The 23207-nt window shown below is 60.3% G+C and carries 21 protein-coding genes; 19 read left to right on the plus strand and 2 right to left on the minus strand.

Features of this window, described 5'->3' with window-relative positions; all coding sequences use genetic code 11:
• Positions 1 to 50: 50 nt before the first annotated feature.
• On the plus strand, positions 51 to 956 hold the full coding sequence (gcvA, locus tag AD666_RS16580; protein WP_053154070.1) for a transcriptional regulator GcvA: 906 nt from the start codon (positions 51 to 53) through the stop codon (positions 954 to 956).
• A 75-nt stretch (positions 957 to 1031) separates the two neighbouring features.
• Positions 1032 to 1859 carry an EamA family transporter gene (locus tag AD666_RS16585; protein ID WP_053154074.1) on the plus strand — a complete coding sequence of 276 codons (828 nt, stop codon included), beginning with the start codon at positions 1032 to 1034 and terminating at the stop codon, positions 1857 to 1859.
• 52 nt (positions 1860 to 1911) lie between these two features.
• On the opposite strand, the gene AD666_RS16590 is transcribed toward AD666_RS16585, so the two are convergent.
• Entirely contained in the window at positions 1912 to 2790 is an 879-nt protein-coding gene (locus tag AD666_RS16590; protein ID WP_053154078.1) for a LysR family transcriptional regulator, read from the minus strand.
• A gap of 181 nt (positions 2791 to 2971) precedes the next feature.
• On the opposite strand from AD666_RS16590, the gene AD666_RS16595 reads away from it, so the two are divergent.
• The 17 genes from AD666_RS16595 to AD666_RS16675 all read left to right on the plus strand — a co-directional run bounded on the left by AD666_RS16595 (position 2972) and on the right by AD666_RS16675 (position 21685).
• Positions 2972 to 4102 carry a serine hydrolase domain-containing protein gene (locus tag AD666_RS16595; protein WP_371259603.1) on the plus strand — a complete coding sequence of 377 codons (1131 nt, stop codon included), beginning with the start codon at positions 2972 to 2974 and terminating at the stop codon, positions 4100 to 4102.
• Between the two features lie 178 nt (positions 4103 to 4280).
• Entirely contained in the window at positions 4281 to 5429 is a 1149-nt protein-coding gene (locus AD666_RS16600; RefSeq protein ID WP_053154085.1) for an acyltransferase, read from the plus strand.
• A 26-nt stretch (positions 5430 to 5455) separates the two neighbouring features.
• Positions 5456 to 6622, plus strand: coding sequence for an efflux RND transporter periplasmic adaptor subunit (locus tag AD666_RS16605; RefSeq protein WP_053154086.1), 1167 nt, complete (start codon positions 5456 to 5458; stop codon positions 6620 to 6622).
• The gene (locus tag AD666_RS16610; protein ID WP_053154087.1) at positions 6622 to 9795 is read left to right on the plus strand and encodes an efflux RND transporter permease subunit; all 3174 of its coding nucleotides are present in this window, start codon (positions 6622 to 6624) and stop codon (positions 9793 to 9795) included. Before AD666_RS16605 ends, AD666_RS16610 begins: the two co-directional genes overlap by 1 nt.
• A 78-nt stretch (positions 9796 to 9873) precedes the next feature.
• On the plus strand, positions 9874 to 10875 hold the full coding sequence (locus AD666_RS16615; RefSeq protein WP_053154090.1) for a zinc-dependent alcohol dehydrogenase family protein: 1002 nt from the start codon (positions 9874 to 9876) through the stop codon (positions 10873 to 10875).
• Complete coding sequence (locus AD666_RS16620; protein ID WP_053154093.1) at positions 10872 to 12062, plus strand: MFS transporter; 1191 nt, start codon at positions 10872 to 10874, stop codon at positions 12060 to 12062. The genes AD666_RS16615 and AD666_RS16620 overlap by 4 nt, the downstream gene beginning before the upstream one ends.
• 90 nt (positions 12063 to 12152) lie before the next feature.
• On the plus strand, positions 12153 to 13073 hold the full coding sequence (locus AD666_RS16625; RefSeq protein WP_082339817.1) for a LysR family transcriptional regulator: 921 nt from the start codon (positions 12153 to 12155) through the stop codon (positions 13071 to 13073).
• A gap of 321 nt (positions 13074 to 13394) precedes the next feature.
• Entirely contained in the window at positions 13395 to 14417 is a 1023-nt protein-coding gene (locus AD666_RS16630) for a nucleoid-structuring protein H-NS (protein WP_053154096.1), read from the plus strand.
• Entirely contained in the window at positions 14417 to 15607 is a 1191-nt protein-coding gene (locus AD666_RS16635; protein WP_053154099.1) for an isocitrate/isopropylmalate dehydrogenase family protein, read from the plus strand. The genes AD666_RS16630 and AD666_RS16635 overlap by 1 nt, the downstream gene beginning before the upstream one ends.
• Complete coding sequence (locus tag AD666_RS16640) at positions 15604 to 16311, plus strand: RraA family protein (protein ID WP_053154102.1); 708 nt, start codon at positions 15604 to 15606, stop codon at positions 16309 to 16311. Before AD666_RS16635 ends, AD666_RS16640 begins: the two co-directional genes overlap by 4 nt.
• Before the next feature lie 39 nt (positions 16312 to 16350).
• On the plus strand, positions 16351 to 17520 hold the full coding sequence (locus AD666_RS16645) for an LLM class flavin-dependent oxidoreductase (RefSeq protein WP_053154105.1): 1170 nt from the start codon (positions 16351 to 16353) through the stop codon (positions 17518 to 17520).
• Positions 17517 to 18077, plus strand: a complete 561-nt coding sequence (locus AD666_RS16650) for a flavin reductase family protein (RefSeq protein ID WP_082339818.1) — start codon at positions 17517 to 17519, stop codon at positions 18075 to 18077. The genes AD666_RS16645 and AD666_RS16650 overlap by 4 nt, the downstream gene beginning before the upstream one ends.
• Before the next feature lie 28 nt (positions 18078 to 18105).
• Positions 18106 to 18474 (plus strand): antibiotic biosynthesis monooxygenase, encoded by a 369-nt coding sequence (locus AD666_RS16655; RefSeq protein ID WP_053154108.1) that lies wholly within the window; start codon positions 18106 to 18108, stop codon positions 18472 to 18474.
• A 62-nt stretch (positions 18475 to 18536) separates the two neighbouring features.
• The gene (locus tag AD666_RS16660) at positions 18537 to 19526 is read left to right on the plus strand and encodes a nitronate monooxygenase family protein (protein WP_053154111.1); all 990 of its coding nucleotides are present in this window, start codon (positions 18537 to 18539) and stop codon (positions 19524 to 19526) included.
• A gap of 18 nt (positions 19527 to 19544) precedes the next feature.
• The gene (locus AD666_RS16665) at positions 19545 to 20321 is read left to right on the plus strand and encodes a hypothetical protein (RefSeq protein WP_053154114.1); all 777 of its coding nucleotides are present in this window, start codon (positions 19545 to 19547) and stop codon (positions 20319 to 20321) included.
• Complete coding sequence (locus tag AD666_RS16670; RefSeq protein WP_053154117.1) at positions 20318 to 21196, plus strand: DUF6282 family protein; 879 nt, start codon at positions 20318 to 20320, stop codon at positions 21194 to 21196. The genes AD666_RS16665 and AD666_RS16670 overlap by 4 nt, the downstream gene beginning before the upstream one ends.
• 96 nt (positions 21197 to 21292) lie before the next feature.
• Complete coding sequence (locus tag AD666_RS16675; RefSeq protein WP_053154120.1) at positions 21293 to 21685, plus strand: ester cyclase; 393 nt, start codon at positions 21293 to 21295, stop codon at positions 21683 to 21685.
• A 70-nt stretch (positions 21686 to 21755) separates the two neighbouring features.
• Here the strand turns inward: AD666_RS16675 and AD666_RS16680 are convergent, their stop codons facing one another.
• Positions 21756 to 23186, minus strand: a complete 1431-nt coding sequence (locus AD666_RS16680; protein WP_053154121.1) for a diaminobutyrate--2-oxoglutarate transaminase — start codon at positions 23184 to 23186, stop codon at positions 21756 to 21758.
• Positions 23187 to 23207: the final 21 nt, after the last annotated feature.

Here is a 23207-nt window from a genome sequence, read left to right on the forward strand (position 1 = left end):
GAGCTCACGTTCATACCTCGCATCTCCAAGACTCGCCGGGACATCCATATATGAGAGACCTTCCACCGACCGCCACATTGCGTGCCTTTGAAGCAGCCACCCGGCACACGACCTTTACCGCTGCCGCCGAGGAACTGCATGTCACCCAGAGCGCGGTCAGTCACCAGCTCAGGCATCTCGAAGCGCTTTGGGGATTGCAACTGTTCGAGCGTGGCAAGTCGTTGAGCCTGACCGCAGCAGGCGCTACGCTGGCGCCCATCGTGCGGGAATTCTTCATGAGCCTGGAGGCGACCCTGGCCGACCTGCGCGAACAAAAGGACAGGGTCCGGCTCGAAGTCAGCACCACTTATTCCTTCGCGCTGAAATGGCTGCTGCCACGCTTGCCCGGCCTCGCCCGCCAGTCTCCCGAGCTGTTGGTCTCACTGGACACCACGGACAGGATCATCCACTTCTCCGATGCCCAGGCGGACGTCGCGATCCGACTCGGCAAGGGCAGTTATCCTGGCTTGTATTCTGAGTTTCTGTTCGGTGAACAGGTGTTTCCGGTGGCAAGCCCGGATCTGCTGAAGCGCTTCGGGACACCCCACAGCCCCGTCGAACTGTTGCACTACCCGTTGCTGGCGCGAGATGGCGCTGAGTTGGCGCCGAAATGGGAGGCCTGGTTTCAAAAAGTCGGACTGGATTTCCTGCCACTCAAGGAGAGTGTCAGGTTCGGCGATACCAACATGACGGTCGAAGCAGCCTTGCTCGGCCATGGCGTCGCCTTGGTACGCAGCGGACACGTTGAAGCCGAAATCAGTGACGGTCGCCTGGTGCGGCTGTTCGACGTGTCGTTCCCTTCACCGCTGGCCTACTATTTCGTCTGCCCGAAAGGCATCGAATCGCAACCGCACATTGTCAGCTTCCGCCAGTGGTTGATGAGCGAGGCGCTGAAATTCCAACGGATTAATGGATGATGCATGAAGTTTTATTCATGAAAGGATGAGCAGACTTCTCTGTCGTCCGGGCACCGGGTTGCTTAACATCGGCGCATGCCTATCCATATCACTTTGCTGATTCTTTTCGCTGCGCTCCTCCACGCCGGTTGGAATGCGCTGCTGCGTGGCGGCGCCGACCGGCTCTGGTCGATGACAATGATGTGCATCGCGGTCGCCATCGCCTGTATTGTCGCGGCCGCGTTCATGGTCCCGCCAGCGCCCGCCAGCTGGGGCTACGCGCTGCTGTCGGCGTTGCTGCATGTCGGCTACAACCTGTTCCTGGTGCGCAGTTACCGGCTCGGCGACCTGGGGCAGACCTATCCGATTGCCCGTGGCTCGTCACCTGTGTTGATCACCCTGGGCGCCGCGATCTTTGCCGGAGAACACATCGCCCCCAGCACATTACTGGGAATCGCGCTGGTGTCGGGCGCAATCATTTCGCTGGCGTTCAGTGGGCGCAAACTGTCGGTTCCCAGCCTGCCCTATGCGCTGGGAACAGGCTGCTTCATCGCGGCCTACAGCGTCACCGACGGCATCGGCACCCGGCTCTCCGGCGCGCCGCTGGCCTACACCGTGTGGATGTGTGCCTTGTGGGGCGTCCTGATGCCTTTGGTGTACATCGGTGTGCGCGACGCCCGCAGCCTGTTCTCATTCCGGCCCGGAATATTTACCGCTTTGGCCGGCGGGCTGGTCTCCTTGCTGGCCTATGGAATCGTCATCTACGCCATGAACGAAGCGCCCCTGGGCGCGGTGTCGGCGCTGCGCGAAACCAGCGTGCTGTTCGCCGCGTTGATTGGCTACGTGTTCCTCGGCGAGACACTCACTGCACGCCGCGTCCTGGCATGCGCGGTAATCGTCAGCGGCACCCTCTTGATCGGCTGACTCATTGGTTTCTCAGGATCCGGACGCGCCGCGCCCCGACATCCCCGCCCGCTCACATATGCAAGGAGATGAAATCCACGAAGCAGCGCAGCTTGGGTGTGATAAAGCGATTTGGCGGCCACAGCACGCTGAAGTGGATGGTGCGGGTTACCTCTTGAGTTAGCACGGCCTGCAGTTCCCCGGATTCAAGAGTCTCCTTGACGGCAAATTCCGGCAGGCAGGCGATGCCCCGTCCCTCTATCGCGGCGTTGAAAAGCATGTCGATGTTGTTGCAGACCAGCACGGCCCGCAGATCCTGCGCGCCGTTGTGGGTTTTGTCCGGTAGCGGCCAGCGTTCGAGCTTGCCGGTCGATGGCACCCGGTATAACAGGCAGTCGTGGTTGCTCAAGTCGCTGGCGTCCACGGGCATACCCTGGGCCTGGAAATAGGCCGGGGCGCCCACCAGCAGGAAACGGAAAGCGCCCAGTCGCCGCGCCACCAGGCGAGAGTCATTCAACTCACCGGTCCTGACCACCGCATCAAAGCCCTCTTCCACGACATCCACCAGGCGGTCGCTGAAGTCCAGTTCCAGATGGATGTCCGGGTATCGCTTGGCAAAGCTGGACAACAACGTGAAAAGGAACTGCCCGGCCAGGGGCAGGCTCACGCGTAGCTTGCCCCGCGGTTCGCTGCTGGTGCTCGATAGCTCAAGTTCCGCCGCTTCCAGTTCATTGAGCACGCGCTGGCAGCGATTCAGGAAAAGCATGCCCTCCGCCGTCAGGTTGATGCTTCGGGTGCTGCGATGAAACAGCCTGACTCCCAGGCGCTGTTCCAGGCGCGCGACGCTTTTGCCGATCGCCGATGACGACACCCCCAGTAGCCGTCCGGCCGCGACAAAACTGCGAGTTTCGGCGACCTGGACGAAAACCGAGATTCCGCTGAGGTTGTCCACACTCTCTCCTTGAGTTTTGCGCCTTGGATTGCGGAACGAAACGTCCGATGTGTCCGGAATTCTAGCCTCTGTTTCCTCTGCCGTCTGCGACCTAGCATGGCGACGTCCATTACAGCAGGGAATCGCGATCATGACCGCAAAAGAATCCATCCAATTATCCAGCGCTATCGCCACTGACCCCATGCAGACGCGAATCGACGCTGCCCTGGCCAGTGCCATCGAAGACAAACGCCTGGTGGGCGCCGTGGTGCTGGTTGCCCGTCGCGGCGAAATCACTTATCGCAACGCCGCGGGCCTGGCCGACCGAGAGGCTGGCCTGCCGATGCGCACCGACGCCTTGTTCCGGCTCTCTTCGGTTACCAAACCGATTACCTGCGCCGCCGCCCTGGCCTTGGTGGCCCAAGGTCGCATTGGCCTGGATGATCCTATCGCCCGCTGGCTACCGGAGTTCCAGCCAACCCTGGCGGATGGCACCCGAACGCCGATCAGCGTACGCCAATTGCTGAGCCATACGGCCGGCCTGGGCTACGGTTTTCTCGAAGCCCAGGGTGGCGGTGCCTACGCGCGTGCCGGTGTGTGCGACGGTCTGGAAAACGCGCCGCTCACCCTGGAGGAGAACATCCGGCGACTGGCAACCGCGCCGCTGCTCTATCGCCCTGGTACCGATTGGGGGTATTCAATTGCCACCGACGTGTTGGGCGCGCTCATCGCCAGGGTATGCGAGAGCAGTCTGGCCGATGCGATCAATCAACTGGTGTGCGAGCCGCTCGGCCTGACCGATACCCGTTTCAATGTTATCGACACCTCCCGCCTGACGGCCGCCTATCTCAATGCCGATCCCGCGCCTCGTCGCATGAATGGCGTCGAAGTGATCGAGGTTTTCGAGAACACCGCAGGCATCCGGATGGATGCGGACCGGGCCCTCGACAGCAGCGCCTACCATTCCGGGGGCTCCGGGATGATCGGCTCCGCCGAAGAATTCCTGACCTTGCTCGAAACATTGCGCCAGGGGGGTGGCCCTCTCATGCCGGCAAACCTGGCGAAAGAGATGGGAACCGTCCAGACCGGCCAGCTGGAGCTCGCCAACTGGCCTGGCCGCGGTTTCGGCCTGGGGTTCACCGTGTTGACTGACCCGCCGGCGGCACAAACCCCGGAGTCCGTCGGTACCTGGCGCCTGGGTGGGGCTTTTGGTCATTCCTGGTTTGTCGATCCGGCGCAGCAGATCTCGGTGGTCGCGTTCACAAATACCGCGTTCGAGGGGATGTTCGGGCAGTTCACCGTCGATCTGTGCAATGCCGTGTATGGCGCTTGAATGACGCATGCCTTGCGATGCGATAAGGAGACATCATGAAAAGACCGGCTTGAAAGCCGGCCTTCATGCGAATGCAGTTTGAGTTGTTCAGCTTTGTTTTGGCGATCTGCCCCATGGAATTGGCCCGGCACTTCGGCCTTCGACAGTGCCACGGATCTTTATTGAAAGGTATCGACTCATGACGCATTCACGCCTGTACCACAGCCATGCCAACGTGCGCCTCGACTCTCTGACGGGATTTCGGTTTGTCGCCGCCGCCCTGGTGTTCCTCTTTCATGCCTCACTGACGAACATCATCGGGTTCAATCCTTTTGCCGACCAGCACATCGTCGCCGGCTTTCAGCGCTTGTTCAGCGTGGGCGGCTGGCTTGGGGTCTCGTTTTTTTTCGTGCTCAGTGGTTTCGTCATCACTTGGTCGGCCCGCAGGAACGATACGCTCGGGGCATTCTGGCGTCGACGCCTGGTCAAGATCTACCCCAACCATCTGGTGACCTTCATCCTGGCAATGATCGCGTTCGCCGTACCGCTGACGGCCCTCGGCGCCTGGTTGCCCAACTTGTTGCTGATCCACGCCTGGGTGCCGGACATGTCGGTCTTCCTCAGTGTCAATGGGCCCTCCTGGTCCTTGTGCTGTGAATTGGTTTTCTACCTGGCGTTCCCGTTTCTCTTACGCGCGTTGTGGAAGGTTCCAGCGGACCGACTCTGGTTGACCGCCGGCCTGACCGTCTGCGCAATGGCTGCAACTCACTGGCTCATCGCCGAGTTTGTCAACGATGCGCCCCATATCGCCGAATACCCGATCTCCCTGAACCAGTGGTGGTTGGCGTATTACTTTCCGCCACTTCGTCTGTTCGAATTCGTTCTCGGCATGCTGATGGCGCGGATTCTGATGACGGGACGCTGGGTTGCCATCCCGGTCGCACCGGCCCTGACATTGGCGACGGTGGCGTACTTCCTCGCAGGAGAAGTGCCCTTCATCTACAGCCTGTCACTCACCACCGTCATTCCGATTGCCTTACTGATTACCAGCCTGGCTGCCGCCGATGTTGCGCAACGCAAATCCTGGTTTCGCCATCCGCTGATGGTCTGGTTGGGGGAGATTTCGTTCGGGTTCTACATGATCCACCTGCTGATCATGATGTGCGTGACGTCGCTGTTGGACGGGCAACGTTTTGCTGTTGTACCGGCGTCTCTCATTCTCGCGGCCACGTTCTGCCTGTCGCTCCTGGGTGGCTGGCTGCTATTTGCGTTCGTCGAGCGGCCCGCCATGCGGCGCTGGGGCAGGGCCAAGCCGATCGAACGGCCATTGAGTGTCCCTCAAGTCTGATTTTTCCATTAGAAAGGATGCTTGCCATGTCATTGTTTATTCGCAGGTTGACCGGCGTGCCCGCTTGGGCACTAGGGGTATTGGTGCTGGTGGCACTAGCCGGCCTGGCAATCGGCACGCGGTCGCCGGTTGCCCAGGCTACAACCGCCTCCGCGCCGCTGCCCCAAGTGCAAGTGATGAGTGCCGTCACACGTGACGTCGTTGACTGGCAGAGCTATACCGGTCGCCTGGTCGCCACCGACACCGTGGTCATCAAGCCTTTAGTGGCCGGTACGCTCATCAGCGTCCACTTCAAGGACGGCGCGCTGCTGCGCAAAGGCGACCTGATGTTCGAGATCGATCCGCGCCCCTATGCCGCCACGCTGCAACAAGCCCAGGCCGCGCTGGTGGCAGCCAGGTCGATGAGTCTGTTCGCCCAGAAAGAGCTGCAGCGCTACGAGCATTTGATCACCAGCAATGCCATCGCAAAAACCGACCTGGACAAGCGCATACAGAGCGCCAACGAAGCCCAGGCCAGGGTCAATGAAGCCCAGGCCAGGGTCGAGTTGGCCCGACTCGACCTGGAGCACACCCGCATCCTCGCGCCGTTCGACGGTCGAGCTTCACGGGTAGAAGTGACACCGGGCAATATCGTCGACGTGGGGGAACGCTCCACGGCCCTGACAAATCTGGTGTCGATCTCACCGATCTACGCTGACTTCGATGTGGACGAGCAAACCTTCCTGCGCTACCTGGGCAACCGCCCGGCGGCCGATCCGGTACCGGTCATGCTCGGCTTGGCCCATGAAGAGGGTTATCCACGCAAAGGCAACCTGAGCTCCCTGGATAATCGCCTGGATACCCGGTCAGCCACTATCCGGGTCAGAGCCAGTTTCGACAACAGCAACGGCGAGCTGCGCCCGGGCCTGTTTGCCAGGGTTCTGCTGCCAGGCAGCGCCAGCCGCCCCGCTACCCTGGTTGACGACAGCGCCATCGGCACCGACCAGGACAAAAAATACGTCCTGGTGGTCGATTCAGAGGGCCGCGTTCAGTACCGCCAAGTCAAGCCAGGGATACGCCAGGGCGCGCTACGTGTCATTGACCAGGGGATCGAACCCGAGGAACAGGTTGTCGTCAGTTCCTTGCACCTGGCGACGCCGGGCACCCAGGTTGCTCCGGTACGCGCGCCGTCACAACCACAGGCGCAACAATGATGAACATGTCCGGATTCTTCATCGACCGTCCGATTTTTTCCGGTGTCCTCAGCGCCCTTGTACTGCTGGCCGGCATTCTCTCACTCACGCGACTTCCGGTGTCGGAGTATCCCGATGTCGTGCCGCCGTTGATCGTGGTGAATGCTCAATACCCAGGCGCCAACCCCAAAGTGGTGGCTGAAAGTGTCGCCGCGCCCCTTGAAGAGCGCATCAACGGTGTGGAAGGCATGCTGTACATGCAATCCCAAGCCAACAGCGACGGTACGTTGGCGATCAACGTGACGTTCGCCTTGGGCACGGACCCGGACAAGGCTCAGCAACTGGTGCAAAACCGGGTATCCGAAGCCCTGCCGCGCCTGCCAGCCGATGTACTGAACCTTGGAGTGACCACCAGCAAATCATCATCGACCCAGACCCTGGCGATTCATCTGGTGTCGCCCAAAAACGAATACGACGCCAATTACCTGCGCAACTATGGCGTGCTGAACATCAAGAGCCAGCTCGAACGTATTCCCGGTGTCGGCGAAGTGCGCATCTGGGGCGGCGGCGATTATGCCATGCGCATCTGGATCGACCCCGACAGCGTGGTACAGCGAGGTCTCACCGCCGGCGAGGTGGTCCAGGCCATCCGGGAACAGAACATCCAGGTCGCGGCCGGCGTCATAGGCGCTTCACCCATGCGTCCTGGCGTCCCGCTGCAGCTCTCGGTCAATGCCCAGGGTCGCCTGAAAACCGAAGAGGAATTCGGCAACATCGTCGTCAAAACGGTGCCGGATGGAGGCGTAACGTACTTGCGCGATGTGGCCCGGATCGAATTGGCGGCTTCGACCTACGCGCTTCGCTCACTGGTGGACGGACAACCGGCGGTGGGCTTCGGCGTCTTCCAGATGGCGGGCGGCAACGCACTGAATATCTCTACCCGTGCCCGGGAAATCATGGCTCAAGCCAAGGCCGATATGCCGGCCGGCGTCGATTACAAAATCGTCTTCGACCCGACCCAGTTCGTTCGCTCCAGCATCGATGCGGTCATCAGCACCCTATTCGAAGCCATCGTGCTGGTCGTGCTGGTGGTCATCGTGTTCCTGCAGACGTGGCGGGCCTCTGTCATTCCCCTGTTGGCCGTGCCGATATCCATCGTTGGCACACTGGCGTTCCTGCTGGCGTTCGGTTTCTCAATCAACGCGTTGTCATTGTTCGGCCTGGTATTGGCGATCGGCATCGTCGTGGATGATGCGATCGTGGTCGTGGAAAACGTCGAACGCACGATTAGCCAGGGACTGTCACCTCGCCAGGCGACTCACCAGGCGATGGCAGAAGTCAGCAAACCAATCATAGCCATCACCCTGACGCTGGTTTGTGTGTTCATTCCGTTGGCGTTCATGCCCGGTCTCTCCGGTGGGTTCTACCGCCAATTCGCTTTGACCATTGCCATTTCCACGGTGATTTCGGCGTTCAACTCGTTGACGCTTTCTCCCGCCCTCTGTGCGCTGCTGCTCAAGCCACATGGCGCACCGAAGGATCCGCTGGAGCGTGGCATCGACAAGGTCATGGGGCGTTTTTTCAAGGGTTTCAATCGCCGGTTCAAGCAGGCCGAGAACCGCTATGGCGCCGGCGTACGCGGTGTCTTGGCGCACAAGGGCAGGACGTTCGCGTTATTCGGCGTTCTGCTGTGTGCCTGCGCATGGCTCAGCCACACGTTGCCAACGGGGTTCGTCCCGGCACAAGACAAGGAATTCCTGGTGGGTTTCGCCCAATTGCCTGCCGGAGCCTCGCTGGACCGCACCGAGCAGGTCATCCAGCAGATGAACGACATCGCACTCAAGCATCCTGGCGTTGCCCATACGCTCGAGTTTCCTGGCATGTCCGTCAACGGCCTGATGAATTCCTCGAGCTCGGGAATCATTTTCGTGATCCTCAAACCCTTTGCCGAACGCTCCGGCGAGGCGCTGGGGGCGAACCGGATAGCAGCCGACCTCAATGGCGAATTCGGCAGGATTTCGCAGTCCTTCACGGCAGTCTTCCCGCCGCCACCGGTCCTGGGCCTGGGAACGCTTGGCGGTTTCAAATTGCAGATCGAGGACCGGGCGAGCCTGGGCTATGTCGCCCTCGACAGCGCAGTCAAAGCCTTCATGACCGAGGCTGCCAAAGCGCCGGAACTGGGGCCGCTGTTCTCCAGTTACCAGATCAACGTGCCCCAACTGGATGTCGATCTCGACCGGGTCAAAGCCAAGCAGCTCGGCGTTTCGGTGACCGATGTGTTCGAAACCCTGCAGATTTACCTGGGATCTTTGTACGTCAACGACTTCAATCTTTTCGGGCGTGTCTACCAGGTTCGGGCACAGGCCGATGCGCCGTTCAGGGCCAATCCCGAAGACATCACGCGCTTGAAGGTACGCAATGCATACGGCGACATGGTTCCCCTGTCGACGTTGTTATCGGTCGATCCCGGTTACGGGCCGGAAATGGTCGTGCATTACAACGCCTTTACAGCGGCGGACGTCAACGGCGCGCCTGCCCCTGGTTACTCCTCGGGCCAGGCGGAGGCGGCCATCGAGCGCATCGCCCGGCAGACCCTGCCTCAAGGTATACGCATGGAATGGACAGACCTGACTTACCAGCAGCGGCTGGCCGGTGACGCAACCGGTTGGGTACTGGCGGTCAGCACGTTGCTGGTTTTCCTGGTACTGGCGGCACTGTACGAAAGCCTTTTGTTGCCGCTGGCTGTGATCCTGATCGTGCCGATGGGTGTGCTCTCGGCGTTGGCGGGCGTCTGGCTGACCGGAGGCGATAACAACATCTTCACCCAGATCGGCCTGATGGTGCTGGTGGGCCTGGCGTCGAAGAACGCCATCCTGATCGTCGAGTTTGCCAGGGAACTGGAACGCCAGGGACATACCCCGATGGACGCCGCCTGGGAGGCCAGCAAGCTGAGACTTCGACCAATCCTGATGACCTCGATTGCCTTTGTCATGGGCGTCGTTCCCCTGGTGATTTCAACCGGTGCCGGAGCAGAGATGCGCCAGGCAATGGGCGTCGCTGTGTTCTTCGGCATGTTGGGCGTGACTGCATTCGGACTGCTCTTCACACCGCTGTTCTACGTACTGGTTCGCAGCGTCGGCCGCCGGCTACCCCAGCGCCAACCAATTCCCATTGCGGACACATATATCCGTTAACACCGGAACTCCAGCGCGTTTTTCTGCATTGGACGCGCCTCTAGACTGCAAACGTTCCCAATCCTTGCGAGAAAAGCCATGACACGTGTCGTTCGGTTCCATGAATATGGTGATCCAGAGGTTCTACGGATCGAGGATTTACCAGTCGCCCAGCCAGGCCCCGATGAGGTCCTCATCCGCGTAAAAGCCATCGGCCTCAACCGCGCCGAATCGATGTTCAGGCGCGGCCAATACCTTGAACAGGCCGAGTTTCCCAGCCGACTGGGGTATGAAGCAGCCGGTGTTGTCGAAGCCGTGGGCAACGCCGTGCACGACTTCGAAATAGGTGACCCAGTCAGCCTGGTCCCCCCTTCCAGCATCGCTCGATGGGGGACCTATGCCGAGCAGGCGGTAGTCCCGTCGGCGATGCTGGTCCGGCATCCCGACACGCTCAGCATGGAACAGGCCGCAGGAGTCTGGATGCAATATCTTACGGCCTGGGGCGCATTGTTGCCCGTGGCGGGACTGGTCGCGGGGGACTTCGTTCTCATCACCGCGGCTTCGAGCAGCGTCGGCCTGGCCGCCATCCAGATCGCCAACCGAGTAGGAGCCATCCCTATCGCGGTGACCCGTGGCGAGGAGAAGGTGCGCAAACTGCTGGCGGCCGGTGCAGTCCATGTAATCGTCAGCGACAAAGAAGATCTGGCAGCGCGCGTCGAGCACATCACCGCCGGTGATGGCGTCCGGGTCGTCTTCGATCCTGTCGGCGGACCGGGTATCGAGCATTTGGCGGATGCCACCCGCCGCGGCGGCATCATCATCGAATATGGAGCCCTGAGCAACGAGCCCTCGCCCTTTCCGCTTTTCACCGTGTTGGGAAAAAGTCTCACGCTGCGGGGCTACCTGCTGCACGAAGTCGTCAACGATCCCGTCCTGTTTGCCCAGGGCAAGGCATTCGTATCCAGCGGTCTGGTGGACGGCAGCCTGTTTCCGGTGATCGCCAGGACGTTTGCCTTCGAGGAAATAGTCCAGGCCCACCAATACCTGGAGGCCGGCGAGCAGTTCGGCAAAGTCATCGTGACCCTGGAGGACAGGCCATGAAACTGTTCAACCCGTTGTTCTTCATTGCCCTGGGTTTGTTCGGTGTCTACACCATTGAGTTCGGCGTGGTCGGTATTCTGCCGGTGATCATCGAACGCTACAGCGTCAGCGCCTCCGAAGCGGGTTATCTGGTGGGCCTGTTCGCCTTGATCATCGCCGTGTTCGGCCCCTTCATGGTGCTGTGGTTCTCGCGTTACAACCGCAAGCGAATCCTGACCCTGTCGTTGTTCATCTTCGCCGGTTCCAGCGCCCTGTCGGCTTATGCGCCCAATTACGGATCACTCGCGATCCTGCGGATCATCCCGGCGTTCTTCCATCCGGTGTATTTCTCTCTGGCGTTTGTCGCCGTGGTGTCTCTTTATCCCAAGGAGCAGGCGACGCAGGCGACGGCCAAGGCGTTTGTCGGCACCAGCATGGGCATGGTGCTCGGCGTACCTATCACAACCTGGATCGCTGCGCGTTTTTCCTACGAAGCCGCTTTTCTGTTCTGCACAGCGGTCAACGTGATTGCCGGCCTGGGCATCATCGCCCGGTTACCCGATACCTTTGCCGGACAGCGGACGCCTTATGGGGAACAGCTGGCCATCCTGCGCAAACCGACGCTGTGGCTCAATATCCTGGCCTCCACACTGATTTTCGGTGCGATGTTTTCGGTGTATTCCTACAGCGCCGAATACCTGTCCCGTGAAGCCGGCATGAGTGGTGAAGTGATCAGTGCGATGCTGATCCTGTTCGGCGTGGGCGGAGTGGCCGGTAATCTGCTGGCAGGCCGCTTGCTGTCAAGAAACAAGGTGGGCACCACGCTGATGCACCCGGTCATGCTGGGCGCGGCGTACCTGATCCTTCACTTTTTCGCCAGTGCGGCCATCTTGCCAATGATCTTGATCGTTGTGCTGTGGGGAGCCACCCATACCAGCGGCCTGATCGTCACCCAGGTCTGGCTGACCTCCGAAGCCCCGGAGGCTCCCGAATTCGTGACAGGTCTCTACATTTCGTTCATCAATCTGGGGGTAACGCTTGGCGCGACAGCGGGCGGATGGTTCCTCGCACGCATGGGCATGGAAGGCACCATTGTCAGCGGCTTGGTCTTCTGCGCGCTGGCAGCCACGACGATCGCGACCAAGGTGCTTGTGTATGGGGCACGACATCCGGGACTTGCGCCGGAAACCCAAGCGGTTTTGCACTAAAGTCATTCATCGGAGACCGTGGCGAGCCACGGTCTTTATCGAATTCAGCGGAGTTTCTATCGATCGGAACCACTCGGACGGAGTCACGATATGGATGTTAGCAGCACCTCACTCATAGCCACGCAGGCCGTCGATTTCCCTGTGGACAGTACCCAGTTCGATTGGGAAAACCTTCGGTACTTCATCGCCTTCGCGAGAATACGCTCCCTGGCCGCCGCAGCGCGTTCATTGAACGTCGAACACGCTACCGTTTCACGACGGATAGCTGCCCTTGAAACAGCATTGAAAATACGCCTGGTGGACCGACGCAGCCACCGATACGAGTTGACCGAAAACGGCGAACGGATCGCCCAGCTGGGTAACCGCATGCAGGAAACGGCCTGCGCGTTGAGTCGCGCGGTCTGCGCGATACGTACCGATAAAGTCGCCGACATAACCCTTAGCTCGCCGCCCCACCTGACGACGCATTTCATAGCGCCCCATCTCGGTCGGTTAAGGGGGCAATGCCCTGACGTCAATGTGCGGATCCTCTCCAACCCGCGCATGGCCTCCATGGCCAGGCGCGAAGCGGACATCGCGATCAGCGTCGGACGACCGACCGAGACGGATCTGGTCATACGCAAGATCGGCACCCTGGACTTCGGTTTCTTTGCTGCACCGTCCTATCTTCAGAACCGCACCGCCTCAACCTATGAATTCATTGCCCATGACGATGAACAGGAACCCTCCCCCCAGCGCATCTGGCTGGAAAATGCCGCAGGCCAGCGGCCCGTCGTTCTGAGGGTCAAATCTTTCGACGTGCAGGCCGAAGCGGCCAGGGCGGGGGCTGGTATCGCGTTGCTGCCGGTCTTCATGGCCGATGCCCCCGGCGGTTTGCAAAGGGTTCCAATCGAAGAGAAGCCGTTACATGCCGAACTATGGCTGGTGGTCCATCGCGACATGCGAACGGCCCCGGGAATACGTGCAATGATGGATTTCCTCATACATTGCTTTGCACAAGAGCATCGTTAATAAAAGGTTCGACAGCATTGGGAAATTTTTAACAGCCGGTGTTAAAAACAACCTGTTTACAACCTATAAGACATTGTCCAGTATCAAACCAGGTCAGGCAAACACGCTTTCACCTTAACCAGACCTCGCACCCAGCCACACCCGCTACACACCTATAATAATAATCCCCCTGCCCATACGATAAATAACACTGCCTTTACTGGCAGATCGTTATGCGTATGCGGCTGCGCAAGACATTGCTACTCCTGATTGCCTCTGTTTACTCGAAGTAAAAACGGCACACTTGCGTGCCTTCGAAAACATGATAAAGGGATTGCACTCATGAGCCAGATAAAGATTATCGATGTCACGCTGCGAGACGGTGGGTACCGTAATGATTTCAATTTCACTGTTGATTACGCCCAATCTGCAATTTCTCAAATGATCGAAGCCGGCATTCCTTATTGCGAAATCGGTTACCGCAATGGTTCGTTCGTACGCAAGCACGAACATGGCCTCACCAGCGCTGTCGACGGTCGCTACCTGAGCGCTGTCCACGCCGCCGCCGCAGGGCGGATCGACTTGTGCGTCATGGTGCATCCGCACAATGTCGGCGCCGGTGACTTTCAAGTGCTCCAGGAGCATGGCGTGTCAATGATCAGGGTTTGCCTGCGCCGAGACCGCCTGGAAGACGGGTTGGCCACCGTGCGGCTAGCCAAGACCTATGGCTTTCAGGTCAGCGCTAATATCACTCATGTCACGACCCTGGGCCCCGCAGAAATTTCCGACATGAGCTTGCGTGCGGAAAACGCCGGGGCAGACTTGCTGGTGTTCGCGGACTCCAATGGCAATATGATTCCGGCCGATGTCGACCGGCTGATCGCACGAATATCCAGTCGGGTCCTGATTCCCCTGGGGTTTCATGCCCACAACAACTTGTCCCTGGCGCTTTCCAACTCGATCGCCGCCATGGATGCCGGGGCGGAATACATCGATGCGTCCATCTGCGGCATGGGCAAGGGAGCCGGCAACCTGCACCTGGGAGTGTTTGTCGCGTACCTGCACCGTGCCGGTATTCGCAATGACTATGACCTGGTAAGCGCCCTGCATTTATCCCAGCTCACTGCCGATACCGTCCCGGCCAGCAGCCTTCCATTGTCGCTGACGGATGTCATGATGGGCACTTACAACATGCCTTTCGATGTTCAGCACCGCTTGGACGACGTGATCAGAACGCACAACCCTGCGTCAACTTTCCACGCCCTGCAGATATTGCATGAACAAGGTAGCCGCAAGCCTGAAAGAACCATCAAGCCATTGCCGACAACGTTGTCGCCTTCGCTTGCAAGTGGAGGCGTCCGCTAATGAGCCAGCGCCATCAAGTATGTGTATTGGCAGGCGACGGCATTGGTGTCGAAGTCACCGAGGCGGTACTGCCGTTATTCGAAGCCCTTGAACTTCCCCTCGATCTCACGTTTGGGGATATTGGTTGGAGCTGCTGGCAAAAAGAAGGAAATTGTATTCCCGATAAAACCTGGGACTTGATAAAGAATAGTCACGCAACGTTGTTGGGTGCGATTACCAGCAAACCACTTCGCGAAGCAGAAGCAGAACTTTCGTCAACACTCAGGGGCACGGGGAGAGTCTACGTCTCGCCGGTAATCCAACTTCGCCAGCAGCTCGGGTTATTTGCCAACGTACGCCCTGTTACCGATGTATTGGGCAATAACCGTTATCGTTTTTCGGTGATCAGAGAGAACACCGAGGGCCTTTATGCGGGGCTGGACTTTGCAAGCATTCCGCCAGCCTTCGAGCCGATACTGGCTGAGCGCGAACGCAATGGAGCGCCGTGGACGCGAGAGAGCTGCACCGATGCCACGATGACGGTGCGCCTGCAAACCCGCGCAGGGCTTTCACGGCTGTTCCGCTTTGCCTTCGAGCACGCGCGCCGGCAAGGCTATGACCGCGTCACGCTGGCGGATAAACCTAACGTCCTGCGGTACAGCGGCGCGTTTGCCCGAGAGATCCTGGAGTCGGTTGCCGCGGATTTTCCCGACATCCAATGCAACATCGATAACGTCGACGCCGTTGCGCTGTGGATGGTCCGACGGCCCGAGCGCTTCGGAGTGATCGTGGCCGAAAACATGTTCGGCGACATTCTTTCCGACCTTGGGGCCGGAGTCATGGGTGGCCTGGGCCTGGCACCCAGCGCGAACATCGGGGTCCAGGGAGCCTACTTCGAACCGGTGCATGGCAGCGCGCCCGCCTACGCAGGGCTGCATCGGGCCAACCCGAGCGCGATGTTCCTGTCAGTCGCGCTGATGCTTGAACACCTCGGGTACGTGCATGCCGCCCAGGCGACTCGCAACGCCGTTGCCCAGGTCGCGCGCAGTGACTGCCGCACCTACGACCTGGGAGGAACGGCCAGTACCTTCGAAATGGCGGCAGACATCGTCAAGCAAACCCTCGAATGGGCGGCGCGGCTTGACGGACCGACATCCCGGCAGTTCGGAAACTTGGACAAGCACGCCCTGGAAAAAGGAGCCCACGCATGAACGCGATCATCTCTCACACCGTGCAAGACAACGATGCGCTGCTCAAAGCCTGCGAGATACTCGACACCGCCAGTCTGTCGGATGCACTCGATAGCCTGGGGCTGGCCGGGGGCCTGGCAGGGCTCAACCAGCAGGTACCGGGAACCCGCTGCGTGGGCTTCGCCTACACGGTGTTGTACGAGCCTGTGCAGGAAAGAAACGGCTTCAGAACCGCTGCCAACTACATCGATGAGGTACCGCCCGACGCGGTCATTGTTTCCAGCAACCCTGGGCGCACCGACTGCACAACCTGGGGCGACATCCTGACCCACGTCGCGATAAGCCGGGGCATTCGCGGCACGCTGATCGACGGTGCCGCACGGGATATCGACACGGTCCGACGCCTGAACTACCCGCTGTTCAGTCGTGCCCGCTTCATGCAGTCGGCAAAAAACCGAGTGCAGCTCAAGGCAACCCAGGTACCCGTACAGATATCCGGGGTCACGGTCAATCCGGGTGACCTGGTGATCTGCGACAGCAGCGGCTGCCTGGCAATACCTGCCGAGAAGGTCGAAGAGGTCATCCAACGCGCCCAAGCCGTCGAGCAGACCGAGAAGGACATCATCCAGAGCGTCAGCGAGGGCCTGACCCTGGAACAGGCCCGCGCCCTGCACCGCTATGACCAGCCCTGGCTGTCATCCAGGGAAAAGCAAGCCAACGTCTGAGCTGCGCCTATTCCATTCCTTTGAAAGAGTACTCATGACATGACCACCACAAACGTGTCCATTCGCAAGCCCAATCCGGTGCGCGACAGCCAGAACAAAATCAAACTCGGTGTGTTCGGTTTCAACATTGAAGGCGGCTGCACATTGACCACCGCGCCGGAGCGCCACCGAGCGGCTGATTGGCAAAGCAACCTGGCGATCGCCACCCTGGCCGATCGCGCTGGCCTTGAGCTTTTGTTGCCCGTGGGCCGTTGGCGCGGATGGGAAGGCGCCAGCAATCCGATGGGCGTTTCCTACGAAACCTACACTTGGGCCGCCGGCCTCGCATCGGTCACCGAACAGATCGCGCTATTCACCACGTCGCACTTATCCACGGTCCATCCCTTGTTTGCCGCCAAGCAGGCAGCGACCATCGATCACATCAGCGGTGGCCGTTTCGGCTTGAACATGATCTGCGGTTGGTTCGGCCAGGAAATGGGCATGTTCAATGGTCACCAGCGCGACCATGACAAACGCTACGACCATGCCGATGAGTGGATCGCAATCGCCAAGGCAGCATGGGAGGCCAACGGGTACTTTGACTATGAAGGCGAGTTCTTCAACGTCAAGCAAGGCTACGCCGAACCCAAACCGATCAACCGGCCGTTCCTGATGAACGCCGGCGGCTCTCCCAGGGGCCGCCAATTCTGTGCCCAGCATTGCGATGCGGCGTTCCTGATCCTCAAGCACGAAGATGACGACGACACCATCCGCGCGCAGATCAAGGCCTATCGCGACCTGGCGCGCCTGGAACATGGTCGGGAGCTGCAGATCTGGGTCTACGCCTATGTCGTTCACGAAGACACTCTGGATCAGGCACACCAGCAGCTCGACTACTACGTGACCCAACATGGCGACGACGCCGCGCTGGATAACGTGACCCGCGAGATCGGCGTGCAAAGCGGCATGTTCAAGGATGCCGCCGATGCCGAGCGTTTCCGCTTCCATTTCAAGGCCGGGTTTGCTGGCGTGCCGTTGGTAGGCACCTCCCGGATGATCGTGGACCAGATGCAGCGCTGGTCCGACCTGGGCGTGGACGGCATCAACCTGACCTGGCTGGATTACCACAGCGGGCTTCAGCGCTTCGTCAAGGACGTGTTGCCGCTGATGGAGCAAGCCGGCCAACGCGCGCCGCACAAACCTGGCAGGATCATGGAGGCCGTGGCATGAGCAGATATTCTCAGGCCCGCAGTGCTTCGGGCAACGTTACGGTCTTGCCGGTCGCCACCGACGTCGATGCCGGAGAATTGGCGGATCAGTTCAAGAACGCCATGCGCAGGCTGACGTCAAGCGTAGCGATCATTGCCAGCCGCGACGGCGATGCGCCGGTGGGCATGGTCGCGACTGCGGTGATCTCCGTCAGCACCGCGCCTCCCGCGCTACTGATTTGCATCAACCGCTCCGCCAGCCTGCACAGCCCGCTCATGCTGTCCGGACGCTTTAGCGTCAACCTGCTTAGCGCGGCCCATAGTGCCCTGGTACCGGTGTTCGCCGGCCAGGTCAAAGGCCCCGAACGTTTCGCCCATGGTCAATGGGAAGACATCCAGGGCTTGCCCTGCCTGGTGGATGCACAGTCGAGCCTTATCTGCACTCTGGACAAACGCCTCGGCTACGGCACTCACGACGTCATCATCGGCCGCGTCGACGCAGTCCGGTTCGCCGAGCCTATCAATCCATTGCTTTGGGAAAACGGCAGCCCGGCGAGATCCGCCCGACTGACGCAATGACCCGCCCCCATCCCGAGGAGAATGACTCATGACTCAGATCGAACAATTCCAGGTGCCCGCATCGGATGAAGACCAGGCCATTTTTCTGGTGAACGTCGTCCATGTGAACCCAGGCCAGCAAGATGCCGCCCTCGCCGTCCTCCGCGATACCGTCCGGTACGTGGCGCAAACCTACCCGGCCTTCCAATGGAGCCGACTGTATAAAAGCCTCGATGGGAAAACGGTCATCAACCAGGCGCAATGGAGCAGCAAGGACGCCTTCGACTCGTTGTTTCACGACGAGTCATTCATGTCGCGTTACTCAGGGCTCAAGGACACCGGGACCTGGGAGTTCCACCTTTACCAGGTGAGCGATTACATCCCCCAGGCGCTGACCGCGGCACTCATCGCTGAGTGAATCCAAAAGCCAGAACGGGCAGGCCCGCACCGGCCCGCCCGCCAAAGAAAAGGAGTATCGATATGGCTGATCTCACCACGCGCCTCACACAACGCTTCAATATTTCCCACCCTATCGTCCTCGCGCCGATGGGCGGGGCCTCGGGGGCAAGGCTGGCCACCGCGGTTTCCAAAGCCGGAGGGTTGGGGCTGGTAGGCGCCAGCTATGGCGACGAGCAGTGGATGCGCACCGAGCTGGCGCCCATGCGGGAACTGAAGCAGCCATGGGGCGTTGGCCTGGTGATGTTCACCGTGGCCCGAAACATGGCGCTGCTGGACTTGGCCCTGGAATACGGACCAAGCACTGTCGCATTGTCATTTGGCGATCCGTCGGCATTCGTGCCAATCATCCATCGGGCTGGCGCGAAAGCCATCGTGCAAATCCATGAACTGGACCAGGCCCGTGCGGCCCTGGACGCCGGCGCCGATGCGTTGATCGTCCAAGGTGCCGAGGCCGGCGGACACAGCTTGCGTCGCGGCCTGATGCCCCTGTTGCCCGCCGTGCAGGATCTGATCGGCGACAAGATTCCGCTGATTGCAGCCGGAGGCATCGCAGATGGGCGTGGCATGGCGGCAGCCCTGATGCTGGGGGCCGACGGGGTCATGCTAGGCACACGTTTCCTCGCGTCCGAGGAGGCCCTGCCCTCGAACGCGTTCAAGAAGCGCCTGATCGAATCCTGTACGTCGGACACGGTGCGCACGCGAATTTTCGATCTGGTGCGCGGCATCGAATGGCCTGAACACTATAGCGGGCGGGCCATTGCGAACCAATTTTCGCAAGCTTGGCTGGGCCGCGACGAGGCGCTGCGAGAGGCGCCGGACTCGATCCGCCAGGACTACGCCAGGGCTGTCCTCGCGGACGACCTCGACCAGCGGGCGATCTGGGCAGGTGAAGTTCTGGATCTGGTGGGGGACATCAAACCCGCCCGCCAGATCGTCCACGACCTGTTGAGCGAAACCACGCGGATCTTGCGCAACAGCCAGCAACTGTTGGCTCTCGACAAAATCGCCTGATCACCCGGGAGAAAGATTATGCAAACGTCCAATGCAGTCAGCAGCCAATGGGGCGATGGCAATCAACTGGCGGTGGTGATGTCGCCGGTCATGCCTGTTTGGGATGAAGGACAGTTCTTCAACCCCATGATCGCCCCACTGGTAAAAGCGGGTTACCGGGTGGTTATATTCGACACGTTATCGCTACTGGCCGACGAAAACGAATCGCTCGAGGATTTTTCCAAACGTTGGCAGCCAGTGTTGTCCGGCCTGGGCCAGATCGATCTGCTGGTGGGCTCGGCCCTGGGTGGCGCAGTCGTCCAGGCACTGCTGGGCAGCAGTCTCGCGCCCCATGTCAGCAACGTGCTGTTGCTGTCCTCGCCTGCCCTGGCGGATGGAATTCTTGACGGTCGACTGGGAAGAATGGCTGATCTGGCGCTGCTCGGCGAGCTCGAGCAAGCGCTCCAACTGCTCGATCAACTCGTACAACCGGCGACCCGGATACGCCCCAGCGCACCAATCGACATCGACCAGGCCAGCGCCGCACTCCAGGCCAGACGCCTGCACTTGGGTTTCCGGCTGCTCAATCGCCTCGACCTGCGGCAAGCCAGCCACAGCTTTGCCGGTGCGTTATTGACCGTCTATGGCGAACAGTCACAGCTCGTGCGAGGTATCAATGTGCATGTCAACGAGCAGGCACGCCACTATCGGTTATCCATCCCCGACGGCGGCATGCGCCCATTGCTCGACGCGCCCGCATTGGTCATGCGCACCGTGCGCGACCACTTGGGTATCGACCTGGAGGTGGCCGCATGAACCACCCACGGCGTTTGCTCGAGGCTGCCTTTATCGACGTGCATTATCACGCAGGTCCCGACGCCTACCTGCGGCGCCACGGCGTGATGGAGGCGGGTCGTCGCTACCGCTCGTTGAACGGCTGGGTGGTACTGAAGAATCACCTGGGCTGCAGCGCTGCGCAAGCCTGGGAGGCCCGGCAGGAAGGGCTTCCGGTCTCAGGCTCTGTGGTGCTCAACGAAATCGCCGGCGGTATCGATTTCAGGGTAGTGCAGCGTTCGCTGTGCCATCACGGGGACAGCGAAGCCCGGCTGATCGTCCACCTTCCCACCGTCACGGGCCGCACCCACCAGTCCCGCCTCAAGCGCAACAGCGGTCATTGGATTCTGGATCAATACCCGATCCGGCCGCTGACAGTCAGCCAGGAGGGGAAATTGAACCCACAGACCCTGGATGTACTGCGAATGGCCCGGGACTACCCGATCGTCATCTCCACCGGCCATGCCGACGCTCAGGAAGTCCGTTTGTTGATAGACGCAGCCGTGCGGTTGGATGTGCCCAGATTGATGCTCAACCAGCCGGCGAATCCCTTGACCGGGTTGGACGCCAGCGCCCTGCTGGAACTGGCGCAAGCGCCCATGGTGTACACCGAACAAACCGCCCTGACCTATCTGCTCGGCTATCAGCCATGGGAAGACTTCAGCAAGGTTCTACACGACGTACCCAGGGCGCTCTACAGTTCCGACCTGGGCCAGACTTCGCAGCCTGATATCGAACAATGGCAGGTAGACAGCTTGCTGTGGTTCGAGCGAATGGGATTAGGCAGTGAGCGAACGCAGCAGGTCAGCCTGGCGAATGCGCGGGAACTGTTGCAGCTTGAGCCGTCGAGCGCATAAACCGACGCTCTATAGACGCCATGGCTCGGGCAATGATATGACTCGGCACAGTGTGACTAAGCTCTGCGAACAGACACATAGCGGAGAAACGTTCCCATGCCCTTGAATCTTGCCGATCTTTATAGCGACTACCTTGCCTGCCTGAATGCACAGGATTGGGAAAGCCTGGGCCATTTTGTGCACGAGGATGTGGTTCACAACGCAAGACCGTTAGGCCTGTATGGCTATCGGAGCATGCTGGAAGCGAACTATCGGGATATCCCTGACTTGCACTTTGCAATGGAATTCCTGGTGATCGATCCTCCCAAGGTAGCGGCTCGCCTGGTATTCAACTGCACGCCAATTCGGGAATTCATGGGCCTTACGGTGGATGGAAAAAGAATTTCGTTCGCGGAAAACGTCTTCTACGCGTTCAAGGACGGCAGGATCCACGAGGTCTGGTCGGTCATCGACAAGGACGCAATCGAAGCTCAGCTCCAATCAGCGTAGCGCGGGCCTCGGGGCTGAAAAGCAATGCCCCGACAAGTCGGGGCATTGCTTCAGGCGTTAGCGCCCTGCTTCACGCAATGTGCAGCGCCCTTCCCTTGACCTCTTCCAGAGCATTGACCAAGGCAACCCGGAAGCGCTCGACCAATACGTCAACTTCCTCAGGCTGGATAACCAACGGCGGCAGGAATCGCACAACGGCCCCATGGCGCCCTCCCAGCTCCAGAATGACTCCCAGACGCAGGCACTGACGCTGGATGGCCTGGGCCAGGGCCGTATCCGCAGCCGGTACGCGAGTATCACTCGGCTTATCGCTGACGATCTCCACCCCCACCATCAGGCCTCGGCCACGCACATCGCCCAGGCACGCGTAATCGCCTTGCAACCGACGCAGATGCGCCATCAGTCGTTGCCCCATGACATCGGCGTGCCCTGGCAAGTTTTCACTGATGATGTGGCGCAGCGTCGCCGCCCCCGCCGCCATCGCCATCTGATTGCCGCGGAATGTGCCGGCATGGGCGCCTGGTTTCCAGGTATCGAGTTCTTCGCGGTACACCATCACGGCCAACGGCAATCCTCCTCCGATGGCTTTGGACAGCACGAGGATGTCCGGCTCGATATCCGCGTGCTCGAAAGCGAACAGCTTGCCGGTACGACCCAGGCCGGTCTGCACTTCATCGATGATCAGGGCCACACCAAACTTGCGGGTCAATTGGCGCAGGCCCTGGAGCCAGCGGATCGGCGCCGCGATCACTCCGCCCTCGCCCTGCACGACTTCGACCACCACGGCCGCGGGAGGCAATACACCCGACTCCGGGTCGCCGAGCAACTGCTCGATAAAATGCAGGCCTGCATCGATACCGGCTTCGCCGCCGATGCCGAACGGGCAACGGTAGTCGTAGGGATACGGCAGGAACTGCACGTCAGCCATCATCGAGCCCAGTGCCTGCTTCGGCCCCAGGTTGCCCATCAGGCTCAATGTGCCAAGCGTCATGCCATGATAGCCGCCGGAGAACGACAGGATCGGTTTACGTCCGGTGGCCGTCCTGGCCAGTTTCAATGCCGCCTCGATGCCATCGGCACCGGTCGGACCGCAAAACTGGATGCGCCCATGACGGGCAAAGTTTTCCGGCAGCGCATCGAACAGGTCTTCGACGAAACGATCCTTGACCGGTGTCGTGAGATCCAGGGTATGCAAGGGCAAACCCGAGTCGAGCGTTTGCCGCATGGCCGCAATGGCGACCGGGTGATTGTGCCCCAGCGCCAGCGTCCCCGCCCCTGCCAGGCAATCCATGAACAGTTGCCCCTGGGTATCGCGGACATAGAGGCCATGGGCCTCTTGCAGCGCCAACGGAATACGCCGCGGGTAAGACCGCGCATTCGACTCACGGGCGGCCTGGCGTTGCAGGTACGGGTTGGTGTTGAGTTCACGCGGCGCTTGCTGGCGAAACTGTTCCAGTGTGAAGGTTGCGCTGGAAGATAGACGGGGCTGGACGCTTTCCATATTGAATCCCTGAGTGAAGAA

Origin of the sequence: Pseudomonas sp. Pf153 (genome assembly GCF_001269775.1) — a bacterium.
GTDB classification, from domain to species: Bacteria; Pseudomonadota; Gammaproteobacteria; order Pseudomonadales; family Pseudomonadaceae; genus Aquipseudomonas; species Aquipseudomonas uvaldensis.